Below are 22,101 nucleotides of genomic sequence, written 5' to 3' on the forward strand. Positions count from 1 at the left end.
CGCAATATATCGCAATCGACTATGAAACAAAAAGCACAATCCCTCACACGACTCGTCACGCTACTCATCAGCGCCATCATCTTGCTAGCTCATCCACTGGAGGGGTGGGCTGAGCGTCCCCCGCTCAGTATGCAGTCGCAGTACACGCTCCTCGTCTGTAGCGATCCGCACATTATGGCTCCTGAGCTAGTCGTTCAGGAGGGACCTGCCTTTGAGGAGACATTACGTAGCGATCGCAAGCTACTCCTTGAGAGTGTACAGATCTTTGATCAATTAATAGAAGAAGCTCTAGAGATACGTCCTGATCTCTTCCTCATTTGTGGAGACCTAACGAAGGATGGTGAGCTGGCTAGCTATCGCTACCTCACGCAGCGGCTAGATCGACTCACAGCGGCTGGTATCAAGGTACTTGTCGTGCCGGGCAATCATGACATTAACAATCCCCTTGCTCAGATCTACCTGGGGGATCATACGACTGCTACGGAGCATGTCACTCCCGATCAGTTCGTCCAGATTATGGCGCCATACGGGTATGACTCCTCCTCAAGCATCTCGCGAGGCCCGGCGCTCTGCTACGTGTCAGAGCCGCTCCCAGGGCTACGTGTCATCGGTATCGATGCTTGTCAGTATGATGACAATATCGCCAACAACTACCCTACGACGGCTGGGCGTCTTGATGAGGTGCGCGTCCAGTGGATCGAGGATCAAGTGCGACAAGCCAATGCTCAGGGCAAGCAGGTCATAGCGATGATGCATCATGGCATCGTGGAGCACTTCCCGGGGCAGTCGCTACTGGCTAAGGAGTATCTGATACAGGATTATGATCGCATTGCAGAGCGACTCGCTGAGGCTGGACTGCAATATGTCTTCACGGGGCACTTTCATGCTCAGGACATCGCTGCTAAGAGCTACAATCAGAGTGTCATACATGACATAGAGACTGGATCGACAGTCACATATCCCTGTCCATATCGCTTGGTCGAGGTCACCCCGACAGAGCTACGTATATCTTCTCGTCAGATCGCCTTAGCGATGCCCTCTCATAGAGCTTCGGAAGGGACGATCTCTTTACAAGATTACGCTTATCAGCACCTAGAGCTTGGCATGAATGATCTGGTACGCTTCCTCACGGAGCATCTAGAGAGTCAGGATAGTGCCTCAGTTATAGCTCCTTATAAGGGAGTAATAGAGCAGGCGATACCAGAGCTAAAGCCTCTATTTATGGAGATCTATGCAAATCACCTGCAAGGTGACGAGCGGGGCCTGCATCACAATCCCGACAGTACGGCCAGGATGACGGAGCCGTATCCGGGGGATCTCTTTGATCAGACGAAGGGACTGATCCAAGGATTGGTACCATCGCTAACTCAGCAGATAGAGCTCTTTGAGACGGCTCTATACGACACCTCTGAGTCGGACAACAATGTGTCGCTGCCTTACGATCACACCGCTCGTTTGGATCGACAAAGACTTGCCAAGAGCAAGCCTTAGGGGCGCTTCGCTTGAGGCTCTGTTACAACGCTTGCAGGCTACAGACAGATGTTGCGTGCACTAGAACGCTAGACTCGATCGTTCGCTATGTTATCTTTGCACACGCTACTGGAGATTATTTAGTCTCCTCCTCTTGATCGATGAAGTCGAGGTAACTACTGAGCGTGCGCTCTGCTTGTCCTACTTGTTGTGGCGTGTAGAACTGCGCATCGGAGAGTTCGTCCGGTAGGTACTGCTGCCGTGTGTAGTGCTTGGGATAGTCATGCGGATAGCGGTAGTCGACGCCATAGCCGAGGTCTGACATGAGCTTCGTAGGCGCATTGCGCAGATGTAGCGGGACTGGCAGGTTGCCCGTCTCACGCACCTTGGCGAGGGCGGCATCGATGGCGAGGTAGGCGGAGTTGCTCTTTGGCGATGCTGCGAGGTAGACGACTGCCTCGGCGAGCGGTATGCGTCCCTCGGGCCATCCGATGAAGTCGACCGCATCGGCAGCAGCCTGAGCCACGACGAGTGCTTGCGGGTTTGCCAAGCCTATATCTTCGGCCGCTGAGATGACCACACGACGCGCTATGAAGCGAGGCTCTTCGCCTCCCTCGATGAGGCGAGCCATCCAGTAGAGCGCTGCATCGGGATCGCTACCTCGTATGCTCTTGATGAATGCGGAGGCGATGTCGTAATGTAGCTCGCCATCACGATCGAAGGCGGCGGGTTGCTGGCGTGCTACGCTAGCGATCGCCTCGCCGGTCAACTGTACGGCGGTCTCGTCGGGGTGCTGCTCGAGTGCCATCGAGAGGGTCATCTCGAGGAGGTTGAGCAGCTTGCGGGCATCACCCCCTGCGAGGTGGATGAGTAGCTCACGGTCGGCACCCTCTAGGGTTACTTGGTAGCGAGAGAAGAGCGGATCGGTGGCGAAGACTCGGTCGATGAGCTGGGAGAGATCGCTAGGCTCTAGAGGCTTGAGGACGAAGACTTGACAGCGTGAGAGGAGCGGGTGGATCACTTGAAAGGAGGGGTTCTCCGTTGTTGCTCCGATGAGTGTCACCACCCCCTGCTCGACGGCTGCTAGCAGGGAGTCTTGCTGAGACTTGGAGAAGCGGTGTATCTCATCTATGAAGAGGATGGGCCGTCCCTGATGCTGTGAGAAGAGACCTGACTGCGCCTCTTTTGCCTCCTGCAGGGTCTTGCGCACATCGGCTACGCCAGAGCCTACGGCCGAGAGACTATAGCAGCGGCACTGCATCATCTGAGAGAGGAGCCGTGCTAGGGTCGTCTTGCCGACGCCTGGTGGTCCCCATAGGATCATCGAGGGTATGTGCCCCCGCTCGAGCATAACGCGTAGCGGGGCATTCGCACCGACGAGGTGAGACTGTCCGACATACTCTTCGAGCGTCTTAGGACGCATCCGCTCCGCTAGCGGTATCTGCTCTACTGACATATAGTGCAAATGTACAAAAAGGTTGGCTGTTGGCCTTTGACTGTTGTAGGGGAAAGGTCAGTCCGCGAGGGAGGATAGGTAGCGAGCGATGCCTTGGCGGATAGATATTAGTCCGAAGCGTGACGGGTCGATCTCTGCGGGTGTGAGCCAGCTGAGCTGCGCCACGTCGTCCATAGCTCGTACGGTGGGCATCTCGCTCGGTAGCTGAACTATGTAGAAGAGATCTAGCGTCGGCACGAGGAAGTCGCTGTAAAGGTAGCTGTTGGGCAGAGAGAAAGCGTAGACAAATTGCTCCGTCGGGAGTCGTAGCCCGCTCTCCTCGTATAGCTCTCGCTGCGCAGCCTCTTCTCCTGTCTCGCCCTTGTCGACGAAGCCGCCTGGGAGGTCTAGCGTCCCCTTGGCGGGTTCTTTGCCTCTAGTCGCTACGAGTAGTCGCCCACGCAGATCCCGCACGAGGAGTGCCACAGCAGCACTGGGGTTGTGGTAGTAGGTGAAGCCACATCTCTGACAGTGCTGCGCCTTGATGCCATGCGCCTCCAAGCGGTCAGCGCCACAGCGCGGACAGTAGTCGAAGGTCTCGCGTTGGCTCATACTTATAGGGCTCGTTCGCGGGCTAGTGAGGCAGCACCTAGTACGGCAGCTTGTCCCTTAGGGAGTGAGCTGAGGAGGATCTCGATAGAGCCTCTGTAGATGTGGAGTAGTGCTTCGTCAAAGGCTTTGCGCGCCGGTTGCAGGAGCAGGTCACCACACCGTGCTACGCCGCCGAAGAGAACGAATGCTTGTGGTGCTGAGAAGCAAGCGAACTGCGCCAAGGCGCGTCCCAATATCTCTCCCGTCTCCTCGAAGACTTGTCGAGCTAATGAGTCGCCTGTCGCTAGAGCTACCTCTGCTACAGTCTTGCTGGTTAGCTCTTCATCAGGTATATCACAGAGTTCGCTCCACATGCCTTGCTCTAGACAGAGCTTCTTAAGGCTCACGGCACGCCGCGCCACGGCTGGTGCTGCGACAGAAGCCTCGAGACACCCGTATCGTCCACAGCCACAGCGCTGATGAGGCTCACCCACAGCCATGTGTCCCAGCTCGCCCGCCTTGCCTTGGTAACCTCGTATGAGACGACCATCGGCATAGATACCGCTACCTACTCCTGTGCCTAGGGTTATCTCGACGAAGTGGTCTAGCTCACGAGCCACGCCGTAGCTATGCTCGCCGAGCGCACTCGCATTGGCATCGTTGTCTAGGACGACGGGTAGTCCTGTACGAGCCGAGAGATCAGCAACGATAGGCGTGTTGCCAGTCCAGGGGAGGTTGACCGCCTCTTCGATACAACCTGAGAAGTAGTTGGCATTCGGCGCTCCGATGCCTATGCCGACGACCCGATCTGTTAGTGCTGGGTTAGCGATCATTTGCGCTATCTGCTGGCTCAACGCCTCGATGTAGTCAGAGAAGAGGCTTCCGCATTGTTTCGTCGAGAGCGTCTGCGAGGAGACTATTTGTCCCTCCTCATCGACGATGCCTAGCTCTGTGTTGGTTCCACCTATGTCTATGCCTAAGTATAGTGACATATTGTTACTCTATATAATATAAGGAGTGGGCAATGCTTAGTAGCTCAACAGTCCCTCTAGAGGAGTAGTCTCGCTTACTTAGCATTGCCCACTTTGTATTTACATATACTGCTTCTGGGACTTACTCATTGATCTTGAGCAGATCGCCTGTAGTCTCAGCGATGCGCTCGTAGTAGGCCTTGTCGTAGCCAGGGAAGTAAGGCATATCGCTCAGACCATAGCCATTGGTCTTGAACTGCCCGTTCTCCTCCTTCTTCATGTTCCCGTCCATATACTTGACGAGCAGGTACTCACCGAGCTTCTTCCAGCGGTGTGTCGCATAGTCAGCGGTCTCACAGGAGAAGGTCGTGAGGACTTCGCGAGCCTTCATCGGGTCTTGCTTGTAAATGGCTAGAGCCTGCTGATCGATCTCCGAGACGATCTTGTCGAAGCTCTGCTCCAGCTGCTGCTGTACGGGACGAATATCCTTCATCATAGGAGCATAGCGCGCGTAAGCCATATTGGCGACCCAGTTGTGGATCCAGAAAGCGCTTGTCCAGGAGAAGTGCATCATATCGCCATTGCCCACACGGTAGCACTCAGGCGTGCGTAGTGAAGAGCAGTAGACGGGCGTAAAGACAGCCGTGTTCGCATCATCTACACCAAACCACAAGATGCTGAAAGCGTCAGGCAGGTTGGGTCTAAGCTGAGCTACTAGCACGAAGCCGGTCTGCTGCGTAGCGATCGCACGCTCATTGACGTAGGTCTGACCATCTACCTCGAAGGTCATCGGGCGCCAGCGGTAAGGCACAGCGTAGGGACCAGCACCTACGTCCTTAGTCATATCCATCGGTGTACCCTCGTAGTGGTCACGCATCATGTCTCGTACGTCAGCGACAGAGAGCTTGCGGTTGGGGACAACGTAGAGTGGCATAGGCTTGGAGGCCTTCTCATCACCCATGACGAAGCGCTCGTACTGCTTCATGTTGTCGCTAAACTTATTGAAGAAAGCCCACACACGCGCCTCGCAGCCACGTAGACCGCCTGGTGTGTAGGGGTTGTAAGCCTTTTGGAAGCTAAAGTCACGATCCGAACCATTGAAGAAGCCTCTCTCACGAGCGAAGTCGATTACGTCGGGAGCGTAGAGACAGTTCTCAGGATCGTTGAACTTGATCTGCTGGATACGAGATTGGTTAGCATGTGCTGAGATTGCATTGTCAGGGATACGCATAGCGACCCATACGGCGCCCTTGCCGTACTTACCCTTGCTGACTATCTCAAGGACCCATGCCTCGTTCTTGTCAGCTATGGAGATGCTCTCACCAGAGCTAGCGTAGCCATACTCCTTGACCAGTGTAGTCATCACCTCGATAGCCTCACGAGCCGTCTTAGCGCGCTGCAAGGTTACATAGATCAGGCTACCATAGTCCATCAAGCCATTAGGATCCATCAGCTCCTCACGACCACCCCATGTAGACTCAGTGATAGCTAGTGCGTGCTCATTCATATTGCCGATGACGGCGTAGGTGTGTGCTACTTCGGGTATCTGTCCGAGAGGCTTGCCCGAGTCCCACTCAGTGATCTGTCTCATAGAGCCAGGAGCGTGGTCGGCAGCTGGCCAGTAGTATAGCTCACCATAGAGCGTGTGTGAGTCAGCACTATAAGAGATCATCACCGATCCATCGGCGGAGGCGTTCTTGCCAACGAGTAGCCCTGTGCAGGCGTAGCTCTGGCTCGTGCCTAGGAGTAGAAGTGTAGTGAGTAGGGCTAATAGCCTAGTCAGTGCATTCTTTGTCATAGTTCTTGATTACTATATTGTTAGGATTGATATGTGCAGTATATAAAAGAAGGAATCACCAACCTTCCACACTGTGGTGCGATTGGTGATTCCAAAGATACGAAAAAAAGAAAGAAGGCACAGGGGAACAACCATATCGATAAAAACATTTGTGCCTTCTTTCTGGTGCCCATAGCGCCCTCGTAAAAAGCTTAAATCCAAAGGCAGGCACAGTGCGTGTCACCACGCAATACATTTATTTTACTTCCGAGACCTGCACATCGTGCGGGTTTTTCTGTTTCCTTAGAGGACCTACTTATGAGAAGGTTTAATTGGGAAGACGAAAAAGAGTAAAAGATTCGTCCTTGCTGTCCTGACTTGTCAGACGCTAGCGACTCGATGCTACGCTCAGGCTCCTCTCCCGCTCTAGGTCTCTAGTAGGTACATCGGACTGCAGTGGTTGCGCTGCAGAGGTGTGACGTAGACATCCTTGCCGACACGGATCCCCTCAGAGAAGAGACGTATGTCGAAGGTCTTGCGGACTAGCTCGGGGTGGTTGTTCTCCTTGCTGAGGTGGCAGAGGAAGACATTGCGCATCGTCGGTTTCCAGATACGACAGAGGAACTCTACTGACTCATCATTGCTTAGGTGCCCTAGAGGTCCACTGATTCGCTTCTTGAGGAAGGGCGGGTACTTACCAATTCGGAGCATCTCGGGATCGTAGTTGGACTCCAGCACCAGATGGTGCGCCAGGCTAGCGTAGTACTCTATCGTTGGGGTCAGATGACCTATGTCTGTCGCTAGGGTAAAGGAAAAACCATCCTCCGAAGAGATATGGTACCCCACATTGTCTGCACTATCGTGAGGTACGGAGAATGGGGTTACCACCAGTCCGATCAGTTCAAAGGGCACCTCCGGCTCGATCGCATAGCGTCTATCGTGCTTGATGCGCTCCATGCCTCTCATATAGTCTAGCCCGCATTGCACTGGATGAGTTGCATAGACAGGTAGACCGTAGCGATTGGCCAGCTTGCCCACAGTGCGTGCATGGTCGGCATGATTGTGTGTCAAGAGGATTGCCTGCACATCGTGCTCTAGCGAGAGAGCCGCTTGCTCTAGACCAGTCTTGATATCATAGAGTGCTATGCCCGCATCTATGAGGAGCCCCTGCCCGTCGTGCTCGAGGTAGTAGCAGTTTCCCGTGCTACCACTCGCTAGGCTCATAAATCGTATCATATGGTCAGCTCGCCACGTAGAGAGACTTGCATCAGATGCGCCACCTCCTCGGGAGATAGATCTTGCGCTAGAAGGTACATAAGCTTTGTGGTAGCACTCTCGGTAGTCATGTCACTACCCCCGATGACGCCCGTCTGGCTAAGCACGTTGCCTGTCTCGTAGCGCCCCATGACGACCGATCCGGAGTAGCACTGCGTCACATTAACGATCGTGATGCCACGTGCCACAGCTCCTTTTATAGCAGAGAGAAAAGCTTCGCTCGTTGGGGCATTGCCACTGCCGAAGGTCTCTAGTACCACTCCTCTGAGGTCTGGCGTGTGTAGGATATGATCTAGGAGCGAGGCTGAGAGTCCGGGGAACAGCTTGAGTACCACTACGTGCCCATCGAAGGCGGGTCGCCACGCTTGCGATAGAGCAGGCTCGTCAAAGCCGATAGCACTCGGGCTATACTTGATATCGATCCCAGCGAAGGCCAGGTGCGGATAGTTGGGCGAGGCAAAGGCCTCAAAGTGCTCGGCACTATACTTGAGCGTGCGATTGCCACGGTAGAGGTCGTCCTCGAAGTAAACGGCCACTTCGGGGATCATCGGGGAGCCATCAGCACGTCTAGCCAAGGCAATCTCAAAGGCTGTGATCAGATTTTCCTTACCATCCGTCCGCAACCGCCCTATGGGTAGTTGAGAGCCGGTCAAGATGACGGGTCTGTCTAGCCCTTGTAGCATAAAGCTCAGCGCAGAGGCGGTGTAAGCCATCGTGTCCGTGCCATGTAGTATGACGAAGCCATCATACTCATGCATCTCCCGCTGGATCATCTCTCCTAGCCAGACCCAAAGCTCGGGCGTGATAGCCGACGAGTCTATGGGCGGGTCGCACTGCTCTATGTCGAAAGTGCAGTGGAGCTGATCAAGCTCTGGCACATGCTCCCGTAGGTAGTCAAATTGGAATGCTTTGAGCGCACCGGTCTCTATATCTTGTACCATCCCGATGGTCCCGCCTGTGTAGATAACCTTCAGGTGGGGTAGGGTGGTGGTCGTATCTCTATCTGTAGTCATGGAGGAGGAATAAGTCTTCAGTCAAGCCTATGGGCAGTTTTTTTCTGCGCTTACAAAGATACGGATATTTCCCTTTGCGATGGATCGAACTAGATTTTGCCCAGGGTTGACGCATTATATACAATGAGCTCATCGACTTCTCGACTTCTAGGTTGTCGCTAATGTGTAGCTCTTGAATGGGTTATTATGATGCGTCAGCCCTGGCTGGGCAAACTCAACGCCGGCGCGTTGCAATAATTTAGATCCGAATACATATCGATGCGGGGGCTGTGTTGGGGAAAAGTGATCTCCACGTGGATATTTCCAAATCTCCACGTGGAGATTTTTTCTTTCCCACGTAGGAAAGAAAAAATTCTTCGGAGGAATCAAATGAAACTTCGGAGGAAATGAATGACGCCTACGTGGAAAATAAAAAATATCCACGTGGAGATTTGAGATTTTCCACGTGGATATTCGAGAAAGGAGAGAATCGGACGAATTCCCCTGTAAAGATATGTAACTAGAGATTAGAGGTTAGAAGTTAGAGATTAGAAATTAGGGATCGGAGAGCAGGGTTACTCTTGAGACACAGGATAGCCAGCATCCATCCATCCGAGGATTCCATCCTTGAGATTAACGATTTGGTATCCTTCCTTTACCAGTAGCTGGGCCGCCATCATGCTCCTCTTGCCCGACCGACAATAGAGGTATATGGGCTGACTCTTGTCGAATCTCGCTTTGACTAGTTGAGTGAAGTGTGACTCATGCACATCTATGTTGATGGCCTTCTCGAGATGACCTTTGGCAAATTCATCTGCTGTGCGTACATCAAGTAGCTGTACGGCGGCACTACTTATTTCCGCTTTGAAGGTAGCTGAATCTACCGATTTGATCCCCTCTGATGCATGGCATGATCCTATTAGCATTGATAGTACTCCCATAATGATGCAGTAGTAAAGTGTACGTGTCATATATATAATGTGTTGTTATGGCCAAACTGCCTATTGGAGACTGTTGCGAAATCAACAGTCTCTATTGATACTGATATAACGGCTCGAACAGCAAAGTGTTGCCCTAGAGAGCGATTTTTATGTGATTTAATTCTAGACTGTAACCCAAAGAGTAATTGGTGCGACCTCAGACTTTTGTATATCCAAGGTCGCACCGCTAGCTGCTACAAGGAGGATAGTTGGTCTTCCTAGTAGTTAAAATCTATAAGTCATGGAGAGATTGATCACACGACCATTACCATGAGTATACTCGTTATCTCTTGCTACTAATTGAGACTGGACCGTGTAGTAGGTGGTGTTGAGTAAGTTCTCTATGCCCAATGTGTAGGTAAACTTATCTACCGTAAGCCCTGCATTGAGATGCAATAAGGTGACAGGTGTTACCTTGCCTTCGCCCTCAGCATATTTTCCTTTTTCGTTTGTGGCAAAGCGGTCCCTTGCTCCAGTATACATACCATATAGGCGTATATAGCTATGTTTCGTTGGGCGGCAATTGATATATGCTGTAATCTTCATTGGAGGGATAGACTGGCCACTCATATAGTGGTCCCAAGAGCCATCAACGTACTTCTTCCCCTCCATCATGGAGAACCCAACGCCCGTCTGCCACTGTCTATTGATGGTAGCATCCATTGATAGCTCTCCACCTAGGATACGTTGGGGTGAGCGATCTACCACCCAGAATCCATCTACACTTTTAAGGTCACTACCAAGTGCTGCATAGGTGTAGAATACTGCGCCAGAAGTCTCTAACCTTGAAGCCTCTCCAAAGAGTCCTCTAACGGTGGAGTAAAAACCTATTTCGGCATTGTGAGTCTTAACAGGCGAAGTCTCTATTTTGCTCAGCACATCACTCTTGGCATCGCGCAGGGTGCGCCCTAGGTCATATATAGAGAAGCCTTGAGAGTAAGCTAAAAATGGTTGGAACACTCTCCACTTATTCAAGGTTACACCACCATTTAAGGATAGATTGTTGTAAGGCAGCACACCGCCTTGGACCTTAGTCCGCTCAACGCCCGCCTTCTTTGGAAGGACTTCATAGTCTGGCACGTGTACGTCGATGCGATCATACCTTGCCCCAACCTTGATGTTGAGAAGGTCGCCGATAGTGGTTTTGGTTTGCACAAATGGCCCGAAGTTAAGAGCTGTCATCTCTGGCACCCAATAACGTCCGTCTACAAGAGGCTGTCCAGTACGATCCATTGTGAAGTCTATCCCATACAGGAGCTTTGTAAATACTTGCTCACTCAGAGGGAGTTTGGAGTCAAGCTGAGCTTTTGCTCCGATCTGCTTTGCCTCAATGGTTGCCTGCCCGCTAGTGCCTTCCCAGCGAGGCTTCTTCTCATTATGTATCCGGTAGTCTGTCACGACCTTTAGTGCACGGCCCTGGAGGGTCGCCTCAAAGTTCGTCCCGCTGAAGATGTTTTGATGCGTGTAGCGTATGTAAGCATTGTGATTGTACGCCATCCCCTCTGGGATTGCTTCTTTTGGCCGATCACCTTTAATTCCGATGCGTGGGCTTTCCAGGTATTTACCACCACTAGCAATGAGCGGACTGTTTTGTACGGTCCTAAAGAAGTTGTACATTCCCTCAATACGTGCTGTCTCGCTTATTTGATAACCGACCTTTGCTAGGGCATTGTATGTGCGGGTGTCGCCTAGCCCATATCTAGGAGAGAGGTATACGCCATCTCCATCTACCGAGCTACCCGTCTGTCCGATCACTCCATTAACCAGGTAGTCAAAACCTCCTAGCTTGCCATAGAGCTGCTGATTGAGACGGTAGCCAAATGACTGTGTCTTATTGCTAAGCAAAGAGTGATCCTGCATTGCTATGTAAGACTGACCGCCGAAAGGCTTATCATTTCTGTTCTTACGCGTCACGATATTGATGATACCACCATTTGCTCCATTGCCATAAAGTGCGGTCGCACCTTTGATCACCTCAATTCGCTCTACAGCCGTTGGGTCAATGGTCCGAAGGTCACGGCTTGTTGCCCGTAGAGGGGTTGTTTGTGGAATGCCATCAATCAGTACTAGTACACTTCTTCCTCTCAAAGTGTTGGAGCGCTCACTAGTCGTATTGCCAGTAGAGGCCATCCCTGGCACCAAAAAGCCTACGATAGCCTGCATGTCTGGCATAGTCTTATTGAGCTCCGCTAGTTCCTTTCGTGTTACAATTGAGATGGACGTCGCCGATTGACTTTTCACTTCTGGGGTTCTTTGAGCAGTCACGACCACTTCATCGAGTTTGACTTCATCCTGCACCTCATTTTGAGCCATGGCTGTAAGGCCTATGGAGGTAGATATTAATAGAGAAAGGGCCACGTAGCGTACCCATCTGTTTAGTCCTAAATATCTCATGATATTAATATATTGTTAGTGTATTTTGGAGAAACGATCAATTTGGACTCCACTCCTTCATTCGGCTACAAAGTTCATAAACTACACTATTATATGAAATACCCATATGTGTGTATTTTGAGTATGATGTGCGAAGTGTACTCTTGCGTTTGAGGCTTCGTGTATTAATACAGCTACTTCCACTTGTTCGCCCCACAAGGGGGCATGAGTTTGGGGGCTAATCACTTACTCCCCCCAGTCGTTCGGGGCAAGCTAACGAAAAACGTCCAAACTATAGCAGTCGTTGTAGTAAAAAACAATGTCGATGAATGCTAGAGTTGTATGCCCTGCAAATGTCTATACTTCAACGCCTTGGTCGGACTTGCGATAGATTTCTCGCAATCTAGTGGTGTGACTACTTGCACGTATTGGAGAAATGTATTACCTTTGCACTCACATTTGAAACGCTTCCTTAGCTCAGTTGGTTAGAGCATCTGACTGTTAATCAGGGGGTCCTTGGTTCAAGCCCAAGAGGGAGCGCAACGAGTGGATCATCAGTGAGGCTGTTAAGTCTCGTACTGCTTCCTTAGCTCAGTTGGTTAGAGCATCTGACTGTTAATCAGGGGGTCCTTGGTTCAAGCCCAAGAGGGAGCGCAGCGTTGCTACACTGAGTTGTTTTGTTTTTTGGCTTGAGAGAAAGCTGTTGTCTTTTGAGCCTTCATATTTGTGGTTAACAAAAGAAATCTCCTCCCGAATATCCGTAGTAGTGGATTCGGAAGGAGATTCTTTTTTTTTGTTCATCCGAGATTTTGTGTGATGACCTGATCGTGGAGAGCATAAAGTCTTAGTTGAAAGTAGTCCACATCTCTGTATCCGTAGGCAATCCTTTTGAGGACTTTGATCTTGTTATTGATCCCTTCGACCACTCCATTGGAAATGGGGTGATCATACCAATTTAGAATGCCCCATTGATAGAGCCGGATGGTTTTAGCGATTTGTTTGATATGCCTAACACCCGAATCGTCTGCTTGTTCGAGCCACTTCTAGCGATGTGGGATAAAAATATTGGGCGAAAGTTTGTTTATCTACGAAATTGTCGTAACTTTGCTACGAATAAATCGTAGAAAGGACATTGATCGTAGATAACAACAATATGAGTGAGCCAAACTTTCTAAACGGACTATCTCCTCTCGAGGAGGATTTTATGCGTGCACTATGGCATATTGGAGAGGGAGAGATAAGCGATGCTATCCCCCTGATGGAGCATTCGGATACTCCCTACACCACGGTGGCTTCGGTGGTCAATAAACTGGAGAGCAAAGGGTATGTTACTCGTACGGGGAAGCGACGTGGACACCTCTATGCCCCTTTGGTAAGCCTGGAGGAGTACACCGACAAGACCATCAAATACATTGTTGCCAACTTCTTCAAAGGCTCGTACAAAAGTCTGGTGCAGCACTTTGCACAGGAGGAGAAGGTAAGCAAGGAGGAGATCTCAGAGATTCTGAAACTAATTGAAGAGGAGTAAGTGGTATGATGATTTGGTTGAAATATCTAGGGCTGTCGGGGATAGGGATTGCTCTCTTTTATCTCCTCGGAGTGGTATTGCTCCGCAAAAGCACCCTACTCCGAGCCAAGCGGTGGTATTACCTTATCGCCATCGTTTTTAGCCTTTTGCTCCCTCTGCTCTCTTTAGCAGTACCAAAAAGGGAGGTAGAGGAGGCACAAGACAAGCTACTCCCCAGTTTCACCATTGTGATAGAGGAGGAACCAACCATCACTGCACCTGCTACAAAGAGAAACACTATTGACTGGACCAGAGTGCTGATGGCAACTTGGGCTATTGGTGCAGCAAGTACGCTCATCTGGCTCACCTCTGGCGGGTACAAACTCTATAGATTATGCCGTACTTCCACGAAGCGCGAGCTCAGTCACAACGCCACACTTTATGAGGTAGATGAAGAGCTAGCCCCCTTCACGATTGGCAGGGCGATCTTTATCCCCAAGTCATTATCACAAAGCGATATCACACCCACTATTCTGTCGCATGAGCTGGAGCACATCAGGCAGAAGCACTATTGGGATATCATCATTAGTACGGTGCTGCAGCCCTTACAGTGGTGGAATCCATGTGCGTGGGGATTGCTCCAACAACTGCGCACTAACCTTGAGTACCTAGCAGACCAAGGGGTGTTGCGAGAGGGAAGAGACCGAAAGACCTACCAGTACCAGTTACTGGAGTGTACACTAGGCCGAAAGGTAGAGCTACCCTCGCTCTCATTTTCTATGCAAAACCTAAAGAAACGAATCGTAATGATGAACAGCAAGAACAGAACCAACAAGAAACTAGCCGTAGTTTACGCACTTTCGGCCCTTCCAGTACTTGCCTTCTTGGCACTCGGTACTCAGATGGTCACCATCAAGCAAGCCCAAGCAAGCACCATCACAGAGGTGGCTCCGCCACCAACCGAAGACAAGGTCTTTGAAAAGCTAGATGTACTACCTGAATTTCCAGGAGGTGGAAAGGCAATGATGCAGTGGATCAGCCAAAATATGCAATACCCAAAGAATGCTGTAGACGGCAATATCGAGGGGCGTGTAATCGTCTCATTTATTGTCGAAAAGGATGGCTCTATCTCCAATGTCGAGGTAAAGAAAAGTGTCCACGAGTTACTAGACAAGGAGGCGCTAAGAGTGATCAATGCCATGCCTAAGTGGAACCCAGGCATGCAAGATGGACAACCGGCAAGAGCCCGCTTCTTTGTTCCAATCAGCTTCAAAACCCAACAATCTGCAGAAGTTAAGGAAAAGGTCTTTGAGGACCTAGATAATATGCCTGAATTCCCAGGAGGAGGAAAGGCAATGATGGAGTGGCTTAGCCAAAATATCCAGTATCCAAAGGAGGCAGTTGATGGCAAGATTGAGGGACGTGTGATGATCTCATTCGTGATTGAGAAGGATGGCTCCGTCTCCAATGCCAAAGTCTTTAGGGGCATAGATGAGTCACTAGACAACGAGGCGCTAAGAGTGGTCAATGCGATGCCCAATTGGAAGCCAGGTATGCAGGATGGCCAGCCAGCAAGAGCCCGCTTTACCATCCCTGTCAGTTTCAAGCTCCCTAGGTCTACCCCAGCACCAACCAAATAACTTTAAGAGACTGTTGCACGAAGGCGATCTGCTTCGTTGCTTTTGGAATTCGGGCTCGGTCACGTACGCTAGTACGCTCCCATCACCCTTATCCTTTTGTGTGTGCCTGGTGCCCTACGTGCACCTTGCCCTCAGCGCCTGGCATCTCATCCTTCGTTCAAAGTCTTAGCACATTTGATGAATCATATGTGCGAGAATAGCACTTCGCGCAACATTCTCTATATAGACGAAGGTGCTGAATTGCATCACTGCCTATTTTCAAATGAGTACTATCTCAAAGAGAACTCGCTTATCCTTTCGGCTACTATTGAGGGCAAGCGAATAGAGACGATAGAGGTCTCTCTTGACACACTACAAGTAATACAGAGCCGTGGTGTGTGCAACCAAAACAGCTCATACCACGACCAAATTGTGAGCCTTGTCAATGCCAATCATCAGCTGATAAGGCAGAGAATAAAAGCCACTGCTTAAACATCTTCATTTCCTAATAACAAAAGCCCCCAAAAGGGTGCCGACAGACGGCAACACTTTCGGGGGCTTCTTTTTTTGCTTGATTCCGTAGGCTACTGCCTTAATGGACCATCGTTATGAGACGATGAGGACTATGAGAGCGATGATGATCCCGATGGCGACGAGTAGGAGGAGGAGCATGGTGAGCCGCTTCTCCAGAGACCATTGAGCTGGGAGTGGTAGTCTAGTGACCCACTGTGTGAGACGTGTCGTAGGCTCATCGCTCTGGTCGGGTAGGACGAGCTCGCCACTGTCGATAAGCTCTTGTACCTGCGGGCGGGCACTCTCTGGCACCTCGACGATGAAGCCGCCTACGTCAACGAATGCGCTGAGCATCCGTGCGCTGTAACTATTGCGTATGGTGGCTGGTATGCCGTGATCAGAGAGCAGATCGAGGAGATCGAGCGCCTCCTCTTCGACCTGATAGGAGGCTAGTTGTACCATTCGGTCATCGTTCATAAGGAGTAGTCATTTTAGAGAGTGTGTCGTACAGTGCAGGCTGAGGAAGCCAGTGGCGCAGGTCGCGCCCTTCGTGGAGCGCCTGACGGATGGCTGTGGAGGAGATCTCTATCTGAGGAGCCTTGCTGAGCAGTCGTATCTGAGCTGTGGGGTACTGCTTGACTAGCTGGGAGAGGTCGTACCCGCTCCGCGGATAGACTACGAGTGGCACACGATCCATGAGCTCTCCGTGGCGATACCACTGGGAGAGCGAGGCTAGGCTGTCAGCACCGATGATGAGACTAAAGGAGCAGTGCGGGTAATGCTCCTCTAGAGCGGTGAGCGTCTCTAGCGTGTAGTGTGGCTCAGGGAGCATAGACTCGATCGTGCATAACTCGTAGCGATGATCGGACTGAATAGCCTGCTCGATCATGCGACAGCGCAGCGTGTAGGGTAGCGTGGGGCCATACTCCTTGAGCGGGTTTTGCGGGGTAGGCATAAACCATATTTGAGTTAGCCCTGACAGCTCTGGATAAGCCAAGATGTAGTCACAGAGAGCCAGGTGCCCGATGTGAAGCGGGTCGAAGCTCCCCCCAAAGAGTCCGACAGTCCCGCTAACGTCCGATGCTGCAGGACGTAGATGGGTCAGGTCGAGAGTCTTGTCCCTAGAGTCTTTACCGTCAGGAGTCATAGTCTGAGTGATAAAAAGTAGGGTAGTTATGCTTAGCTACTCAATCCAAAGGATCTCTATGCGGGAGCGGTCTAGCAGCTGTCTGATCTGTAGCTGATGGACGATACGCTTGATGGCTCTAACTCTCGTACTACCACGATAGATGCAGTAAAGGCTCTGCTCCACGCTACTAGAGAGGAGATAAGCGGTCGGATCCTCCATGAGTGCTGGGGAAGCGATGATCGTGAGCTGGTGCTGCGTCTGTAGCTGCTTGAGTTGCTGCTGGAAGGCTGTAGAGCTTATCAGACCAGGTGTGAGCGTAGTGTGGTAGACGTCACTAGGCGTCTTGCTAACGGCTTTTTGCTCTGCTAAGTCTAAGTGCCACACAGCGCAGGAGATGCCTCTCTGCTCTAAGGCTTGCTGTAGCTCCGCTAGGAGCTGGTCGTGATACTTCGTGCTATTGGGCGTAGCGAGCTGTATGGTGCGTGGCTCGCCTTGCGGTGGCATGACGAGGGCGCACAGTTCTTCAAGGTTAGGATAAAGGGGCTTCTTGCCCTTACGACCTCGCTTCAGGTCTAGTGTGAGACGATGACGTAGGAGACTGGGTAACTCGGAGACATAGTAGATGACTCCTCGTATAGCCCAGTAGATGTACATCAAGAGCAGCGGTAGGAGTAGACCCAAGAGTCCCATACCAGCGATGATAAATAGGTCTGGCTCTAGATCTTTAGCTATGCGTGGCTCATCAATAAGCCTAAAAGGCGAAAGTCCTGCGGGTGGTACAGTCCCTGCGAATTGCCCTAGTGAGTCTGTCACGCCCTCATCGCTCAGCTGCTCGACCCATCCTAAGCTATCTGTGACGAGGTACATCTGGTAGAGGAGGTCTAGGCAGCGACGCTCGGAGCGATTGGAGAGCATCTCGACACGCATGACCGAGGAGAGGGGCAGATCCGCCTTTTTCATCGTCACTTGCATCTCTGTCTCATAGACGGCTCGTATGTCCTGAAGCGTAGAGTAGGAGAGTGCTATCTTCTTATGTTTCTGATCGATGTGATAGGGGAAGTGATGCTTGGGGTTATCCAAGGTTATGGAGACATGCCCCACAGGAGTCTCCTGAGTAGAGCCGACAGGGATGACGACATCGTATGGCTCGTTAATAGATATCCCCTGCGCAGTACCCAAGAATCCGCTTAGCGTGACCTGCTGCGGGTGAACGGGATCATCAAGCTTAGCGATACAATGCACCTTGTCTGTCGGGAGTAGATCGTCAAAGTGTACGATGATAGGCGTCTGGTTGTAGTAGTCACGCATCCCCCAGGGTGTCTTGACAAAGTAGTCCACCTGAAAGTTAATACGCCTTCCCGCCTCTACGACCGCTGTCGTCGTATTGAGCAGCGTAGCGATGTACTCAGGAGTCCAGGGGGAGGTCTTGAACGTTGAGTCGCTCAGAGTCATCATCGGATTCGTCAGCTCGTGAGGCTCTCGTGAGGAGAGCTGCATGTAGTACGTCTGGCGCCCTAGGGGACGATGGTCAGCGACGATCTTGCCGAGTACGACGAAGAGTACGAAAGAGAGCACGAACCAGTACCACTGCTTGAGGATCAGACGGAGGATCTGCGAGAAGGTCGGTCGTGTGCCCTCGTCAGAACGAGTTGGCTCGTTGTAGACAGCTCTATTGGGAAGCGATGATTGGGTCATAATGTATGGCTATGTGGTGCAAAGATAAGAAAGTCCGTCCGATATCGCTAGGGAGCAAGCCAGCGTCAATGCGATCGAGGAAAGGACGGACTAGAGATTGGGGTAAAAGCTAGGGAATCGCCAGTCGAGACGAAGAGTAGGTAGGAGATGTCAGACGAAAGTTGCGTACGCATAGCCTTGGAGCTTTCGTATCCCAGAGCCATGAAAGCTGTCGCTAGCGCATCCGCCTCAGCGCAGGTAGGGGCGATCACTGAGGCACTCAGTATGTCGGTCTCAGCAGGGTAGCCGCTCAGAGCGGAGATCGTGTGTCCGTAGACTCTTCCGTCGGCTGTGACCTTGTAGTTACGATAGTTGCCTGAGGTGGCTAGTCCTCCCCGCTCACCTGGCAAGTCAATGATCTCTTGTAGCTCTTGGCTTATCCCCAACGAGTCCAGGTCAGGCTTAGAGATGCCTACACGCCATGCCGCACCCCGAGGGTTGCACCCCGAATAAGCTATCTCGCCGCCTATCTCTACGAGGTAGTTGGTCACGCCCGCCCTGCGTAGCTTTTCGCCGACTAAGTCAGAAGCATAGCCCTTGGCAACGGAAGCGAAGTCTAGCTCCATGGCGGGGTTCGCCTTGATCAGCTCTGTGGGGGTGCAGGAGACTTTGTCCATACCGACCAGTTCCAGCAAACTATCTACCTGTGGCTGCGTGAGCGGATAGCCCTGCTCGAAGCCAAAGCCCCACGCATTGACCAGCGGAGCGATGGTCACATCGTAGGCTCCTCCCGACCGCTCGTAGACACGACGTGCCACGCTGTAGATAGCGTAGAAGGTACTGTCCACCGTCATCGATAAGTTGTTATTGACCGCATAGATCATAGAGGTTGAGTCAAAGGGATTCGCCACATGGTTGACCTGTTGCAGCGCCTCATTGATCTGATCAGACAGATCTTCATCAGCCTGATAGGTAATCCGATAGAGGGTGCCGAAGATGAGTCCCTCGGCACTTCGGTAAGGAGCCTCCTTGTGGCACCCACTCAGGAAGATGAGTGAGAGCAGTAGTAAGGTGACGGTGCGACGCATAGCGATGCGATGAGCTTAGATAAAGGTGACCAACTCCTCCATCGTCTTGCGACGCGGATTACCCTCTTTGCCTGCAAAGGCTGGGTCGGGATGCCCCACAGCTAAGATCAAGATCGGCTCCTCATGCTCAGGTATCTGGAGCAGCTCACGGCAGATCTCCTGGTCGAAGGCTGCTACGGTCGTAGCGCCTAGCCCCATATCCTCTGCCTTGAGGAGCATATGTGTGAGCGCTATCGAGGTGTCTACATAGGTGAGGTCACAGTGGGGACGCTGCCACGCTTTGTCGTGGTCGCCGATGATAACGATATAGCTCGGAGCATGATAAAACCAAGGCTGCTGACTGACGGCGTGGAGCTTCGTGCGCTCCTCCTCGGAGAGTACGACGACGAAGCGGAGAGGTTGGAAGTTTTTTGCCGAGGGGGCTAACCGCCCAGCCTCCAATATCGGCATGAGCTCAGCACGAGTCATCGGCTTGGTCGCATCAAAGTGGCGTACCGTGCGCCGTGTAGAGATGATTTGGTCTAAAGTCTTAGTCATAGTTCTGCTGCTATATTATAGTTGTCACGATTGGGATCGCGGCGTGAGATCATCTCTCCGATGAAGCCGGCACAGAAGAGCTGCACACCGATGATCATCGCTGCGAGAGAGATGTAGAAGTAGACCCGATCTGTCACGAGCGGTGCGGGGGTGCCACTGATGAGTGCGGAGAGCTTGATCGAGAGTACCACGATAAGTGCAATGAACCCAACGAGAAACATGAACGACCCCCAGAAGCCGAAGAAGTGCATCGGCTTGCGGCCGAAGCGATGGGTGAACCAAAGCGTCAGGAGGTCTAGGTATCCGTTGAAAAAGCGGTCTAGTCCAAACTTCGAGTGTCCATACTTGCGAGGGGCGTGGTGTACCACCTGCTCGCCAATCTTGGCGAAGCCTGCATTCTTTGCCAAGTAAGGGATGTAGCGGTGCATGTCGTTGTAGAGCTCGATGCTATGCACCACCTCTGCGCGGTACGCCTTGAGTCCGCAGTTGAAGTCGTGCAGGTTCTTGATCCCTGACACCCGCCTAGCCGTGGCGTTAAAGAGCTTCGTGGGGATCGTCTTGGAGAGCGGATCGTAGCGCTTCTTCTTCCACCCGCTCACGAGGTCGTACCCCTCATGGACGATCATGTTATACATTCCTGCGATCTCCTCGGGAGCGTCCTGTAGGTCGGCATCCATCGTGATGACCACTCGTCCTTGAGCCCGAGCAAAGCCATATTGCAGTGCCGGCGACTTGCCGTAGTTACGACGAAACTTGATACCATGCACTGCCTTATCCTTGGCAGCCAACTGCTCGATCACCGCCCACGAGCCATCGCTACTGCCGTCATCGACGAAGATGATCTCGTAGCTCAGCCCCACCTCAGCGGTGTGAGCTACGATGCGCTCGTAGAGCTCGGGAAGGCTCTCAGCCTCGTTGAGCAAGGGGATAACCACCGAGATGTCGGGACACTCCGTGGCGATAGATTCGAGAGAGTTGTGATCTGTCATGAGGTTCACTTGTAGTACTACAGCACAAAGATACTAATTTGCCACCTACGAGAGACCGATACTCAGAAAGCCTGTAGACTCAACTGTCGATAGTATCCCAATCTACTAAGACGCTGCGATGATTCGGGTGTTTGAGTCCTTCGTAAGAAAAGTGGATCGTCTGGACGATCGTAGCGCACTAAATGTCTCTACACTTGAGCGGCACTCTCAAGTAGTGCATCGGAGGAGATGCCATCCTGAAGTGCCTGACGAAGGGCTGTGGGCGAGTACCCGAAGTTGTTTGTGCAGTAGCGGGAGAAGCTCGACAGCGAACCAAAAGATAGACTGGTAGCTATCTCTCCGATGTTAAGGTCATAGTCCTGGATAAGGAAGAGGATCTGCTTATTGCTCTGCATACGTATCCACTGCTCGGGGGTCTCACCAAACTCATCTCTAAATTGCTTGTAAAAAGTGGATGTAGCCATATAGACCCGCCTCGCCAAGTCAGAGACCTTGACATTGCACGTAAAGGCATTGATCACTTCACTGTGAAACTTCGACACCCCTAGTACGGGCCATAGGAAAGATGCCAGTTCCTCACGACTATAGTAGGCACGTAGATTCCAAAAGAGCTCCTTGACCTTCAGCTCATGCAGATAAGCACACTGAGCTTTGTCATCAAGGTAGATCCTAAGCGTAGCGAGCAGTGAGGGGATACCCCCCCCGCACCTCCAATGGATCTGGATTGTAGACTACCTCCTCCTTGAGATCGTTGAGTTGTTGCAGAGAGATCTTATCGCAGATGAAGTCCATAACATCAAAGTAGGCATCCAGCAGCTCCCCATCTTTACTCAAGATCGCACGCACAGACGAGCCACGAGGGATAAACTTCATCTGACCCGTCTGTAGCTCACACAAGTCGTCTCCAATAGATAAATGTATGGAGCCTTGCGTGCAGAGAAGGATCGAGTGGTACTCAGTCTCCCCTCGATATATTTGCTGCTCAGAGCCTTTGACAAGTATCCAGCCACTAGTGGCTGGAGTAGCATAGTGATGACAAGAGAGATGTTCGGGAGGATTAAATAGTGCCATAGGAGTCTCCTTAGGTTAATGAATCAAAGAGAGCTGGTCGACTCAGCACCCCTGCGAAAGTCCTGTGTAGACATAGGACCAACGGCTAGAGATAGCTTACAGTCTGCGAT

19 protein-coding genes, 2 tRNA genes and 2 pseudogenes are annotated in these 22,101 nt (G+C 51.7%); 6 read left to right on the plus strand and 17 right to left on the minus strand.

Annotated elements, in window-relative coordinates; translation table 11 throughout:
• Positions 1–21: 21 nt before the first annotated feature.
• Complete coding sequence (locus tag PORAS_RS02870; protein ID WP_013760121.1) at positions 22–1,491, plus strand: metallophosphoesterase family protein; 1,470 nt, start codon at positions 22–24, stop codon at positions 1,489–1,491.
• Positions 1,492–1,606: 115 nt separating this feature from the next.
• On the opposite strand, the gene PORAS_RS02875 is transcribed toward PORAS_RS02870, so the two are convergent.
• The 8 genes from PORAS_RS02875 to PORAS_RS02910 all read right to left on the minus strand — a co-directional run bounded on the left by PORAS_RS02875 (position 1,607) and on the right by PORAS_RS02910 (position 11,885).
• Positions 1,607–2,926: a replication-associated recombination protein A gene (locus tag PORAS_RS02875; RefSeq protein ID WP_013760122.1), complete on the minus strand. Its 1,320-nt coding sequence runs from the start codon at positions 2,924–2,926 to the stop codon at positions 1,607–1,609.
• 57 nt (positions 2,927–2,983) lie between these two features.
• Positions 2,984–3,517, minus strand: a complete 534-nt coding sequence (locus PORAS_RS02880) for an NUDIX domain-containing protein (protein ID WP_013760123.1) — start codon at positions 3,515–3,517, stop codon at positions 2,984–2,986.
• A gap of 2 nt (positions 3,518–3,519) precedes the next feature.
• The gene (locus PORAS_RS02885; RefSeq protein ID WP_004330778.1) at positions 3,520–4,488 is read right to left on the minus strand and encodes an ROK family protein; all 969 of its coding nucleotides are present in this window, start codon (positions 4,486–4,488) and stop codon (positions 3,520–3,522) included.
• 121 nt (positions 4,489–4,609) lie between these two features.
• Positions 4,610–6,265: a dipeptidase gene (locus PORAS_RS02890; protein ID WP_004330796.1), complete on the minus strand. Its 1,656-nt coding sequence runs from the start codon at positions 6,263–6,265 to the stop codon at positions 4,610–4,612.
• 405 nt (positions 6,266–6,670) lie between these two features.
• Positions 6,671–7,480 carry an MBL fold metallo-hydrolase gene (locus PORAS_RS02895; protein WP_004330793.1) on the minus strand — a complete coding sequence of 270 codons (810 nt, stop codon included), beginning with the start codon at positions 7,478–7,480 and terminating at the stop codon, positions 6,671–6,673.
• Positions 7,477–8,532 carry an asparaginase gene (locus tag PORAS_RS02900; protein WP_013760124.1) on the minus strand — a complete coding sequence of 352 codons (1,056 nt, stop codon included), beginning with the start codon at positions 8,530–8,532 and terminating at the stop codon, positions 7,477–7,479. The genes PORAS_RS02895 and PORAS_RS02900 overlap by 4 nt, the downstream gene beginning before the upstream one ends.
• A gap of 554 nt (positions 8,533–9,086) precedes the next feature.
• Complete coding sequence (locus PORAS_RS02905; protein ID WP_013760125.1) at positions 9,087–9,482, minus strand: rhodanese-like domain-containing protein; 396 nt, start codon at positions 9,480–9,482, stop codon at positions 9,087–9,089.
• Between the two features lie 234 nt (positions 9,483–9,716).
• Positions 9,717–11,885, minus strand: coding sequence for a TonB-dependent receptor (locus PORAS_RS02910; protein ID WP_013760126.1), 2,169 nt, complete (start codon positions 11,883–11,885; stop codon positions 9,717–9,719).
• Positions 11,886–12,330: 445 nt separating this feature from the next.
• Between PORAS_RS02910 and PORAS_RS02915 the strand changes: the two genes are divergently transcribed.
• Both PORAS_RS02915 and PORAS_RS02920 read left to right on the plus strand, forming a co-directional pair.
• A tRNA-Asn gene (locus PORAS_RS02915) sits at positions 12,331–12,404 on the plus strand.
• 40 nt (positions 12,405–12,444) lie between these two features.
• Positions 12,445–12,518: transfer RNA gene (locus PORAS_RS02920), tRNA-Asn, on the plus strand.
• Between the two features lie 143 nt (positions 12,519–12,661).
• On the opposite strand, the pseudogene PORAS_RS08730 reads toward PORAS_RS02920, so the two are convergent.
• Positions 12,662–12,895: pseudogene (locus PORAS_RS08730) on the minus strand (transposase); the annotation flags it as partial.
• A 122-nt stretch (positions 12,896–13,017) separates the two neighbouring features.
• Between PORAS_RS08730 and PORAS_RS02925 the strand changes: the two are divergent.
• The 3 genes and pseudogenes from PORAS_RS02925 to PORAS_RS02935 form a co-directional block, all read left to right on the plus strand.
• The gene (locus PORAS_RS02925) at positions 13,018–13,392 is read left to right on the plus strand and encodes a BlaI/MecI/CopY family transcriptional regulator (RefSeq protein WP_013760127.1); all 375 of its coding nucleotides are present in this window, start codon (positions 13,018–13,020) and stop codon (positions 13,390–13,392) included.
• A 5-nt stretch (positions 13,393–13,397) separates the two neighbouring features.
• On the plus strand, positions 13,398–15,011 hold the full coding sequence (locus PORAS_RS02930) for a M56 family metallopeptidase (protein ID WP_013760128.1): 1,614 nt from the start codon (positions 13,398–13,400) through the stop codon (positions 15,009–15,011).
• A 228-nt stretch (positions 15,012–15,239) separates the two neighbouring features.
• Positions 15,240–15,482, plus strand: a pseudogene (locus tag PORAS_RS02935) (PcfJ domain-containing protein); the annotation flags it as partial.
• A gap of 114 nt (positions 15,483–15,596) precedes the next feature.
• On the opposite strand, the gene PORAS_RS02940 reads toward PORAS_RS02935, so the two are convergent.
• The 8 genes from PORAS_RS02940 to PORAS_RS09085 all read right to left on the minus strand — a co-directional run bounded on the left by PORAS_RS02940 (position 15,597) and on the right by PORAS_RS09085 (position 21,991).
• Positions 15,597–15,980: a hypothetical protein gene (locus tag PORAS_RS02940; RefSeq protein ID WP_013760129.1), complete on the minus strand. Its 384-nt coding sequence runs from the start codon at positions 15,978–15,980 to the stop codon at positions 15,597–15,599.
• Positions 15,970–16,650 carry a nicotinate (nicotinamide) nucleotide adenylyltransferase gene (gene nadD / locus PORAS_RS02945; RefSeq protein WP_013760130.1) on the minus strand — a complete coding sequence of 227 codons (681 nt, stop codon included), beginning with the start codon at positions 16,648–16,650 and terminating at the stop codon, positions 15,970–15,972. Before nadD ends, PORAS_RS02940 begins: the two co-directional genes overlap by 11 nt.
• A gap of 36 nt (positions 16,651–16,686) precedes the next feature.
• Complete coding sequence (locus PORAS_RS02950; RefSeq protein ID WP_013760131.1) at positions 16,687–18,327, minus strand: hypothetical protein; 1,641 nt, start codon at positions 18,325–18,327, stop codon at positions 16,687–16,689.
• Between the two features lie 65 nt (positions 18,328–18,392).
• Positions 18,393–19,394 (minus strand): FAD:protein FMN transferase, encoded by a 1,002-nt coding sequence (locus PORAS_RS02955; protein ID WP_013760132.1) that lies wholly within the window; start codon positions 19,392–19,394, stop codon positions 18,393–18,395.
• 15 nt (positions 19,395–19,409) lie between these two features.
• Entirely contained in the window at positions 19,410–19,931 is a 522-nt protein-coding gene (locus PORAS_RS02960; RefSeq protein WP_004330795.1) for a nitroreductase family protein, read from the minus strand.
• A complete protein-coding gene (locus tag PORAS_RS02965; RefSeq protein WP_013760133.1) occupies positions 19,928–20,920 on the minus strand; it encodes a glycosyltransferase family 2 protein in 993 nt (330 codons plus the stop codon). The genes PORAS_RS02960 and PORAS_RS02965 overlap by 4 nt, the downstream gene beginning before the upstream one ends.
• A 188-nt stretch (positions 20,921–21,108) precedes the next feature.
• On the minus strand, positions 21,109–21,384 hold the full coding sequence (locus PORAS_RS09080; RefSeq protein WP_245528050.1) for a helix-turn-helix domain-containing protein: 276 nt from the start codon (positions 21,382–21,384) through the stop codon (positions 21,109–21,111).
• Between the two features lie 205 nt (positions 21,385–21,589).
• Entirely contained in the window at positions 21,590–21,991 is a 402-nt protein-coding gene (locus PORAS_RS09085; protein ID WP_245528051.1) for a hypothetical protein, read from the minus strand.
• Positions 21,992–22,101 lie beyond the last annotated feature (110 nt).

This window comes from Porphyromonas asaccharolytica DSM 20707 (assembly GCF_000212375.1).
GTDB lineage: Bacteria > Bacteroidota > Bacteroidia > Bacteroidales > Porphyromonadaceae > Porphyromonas > Porphyromonas asaccharolytica.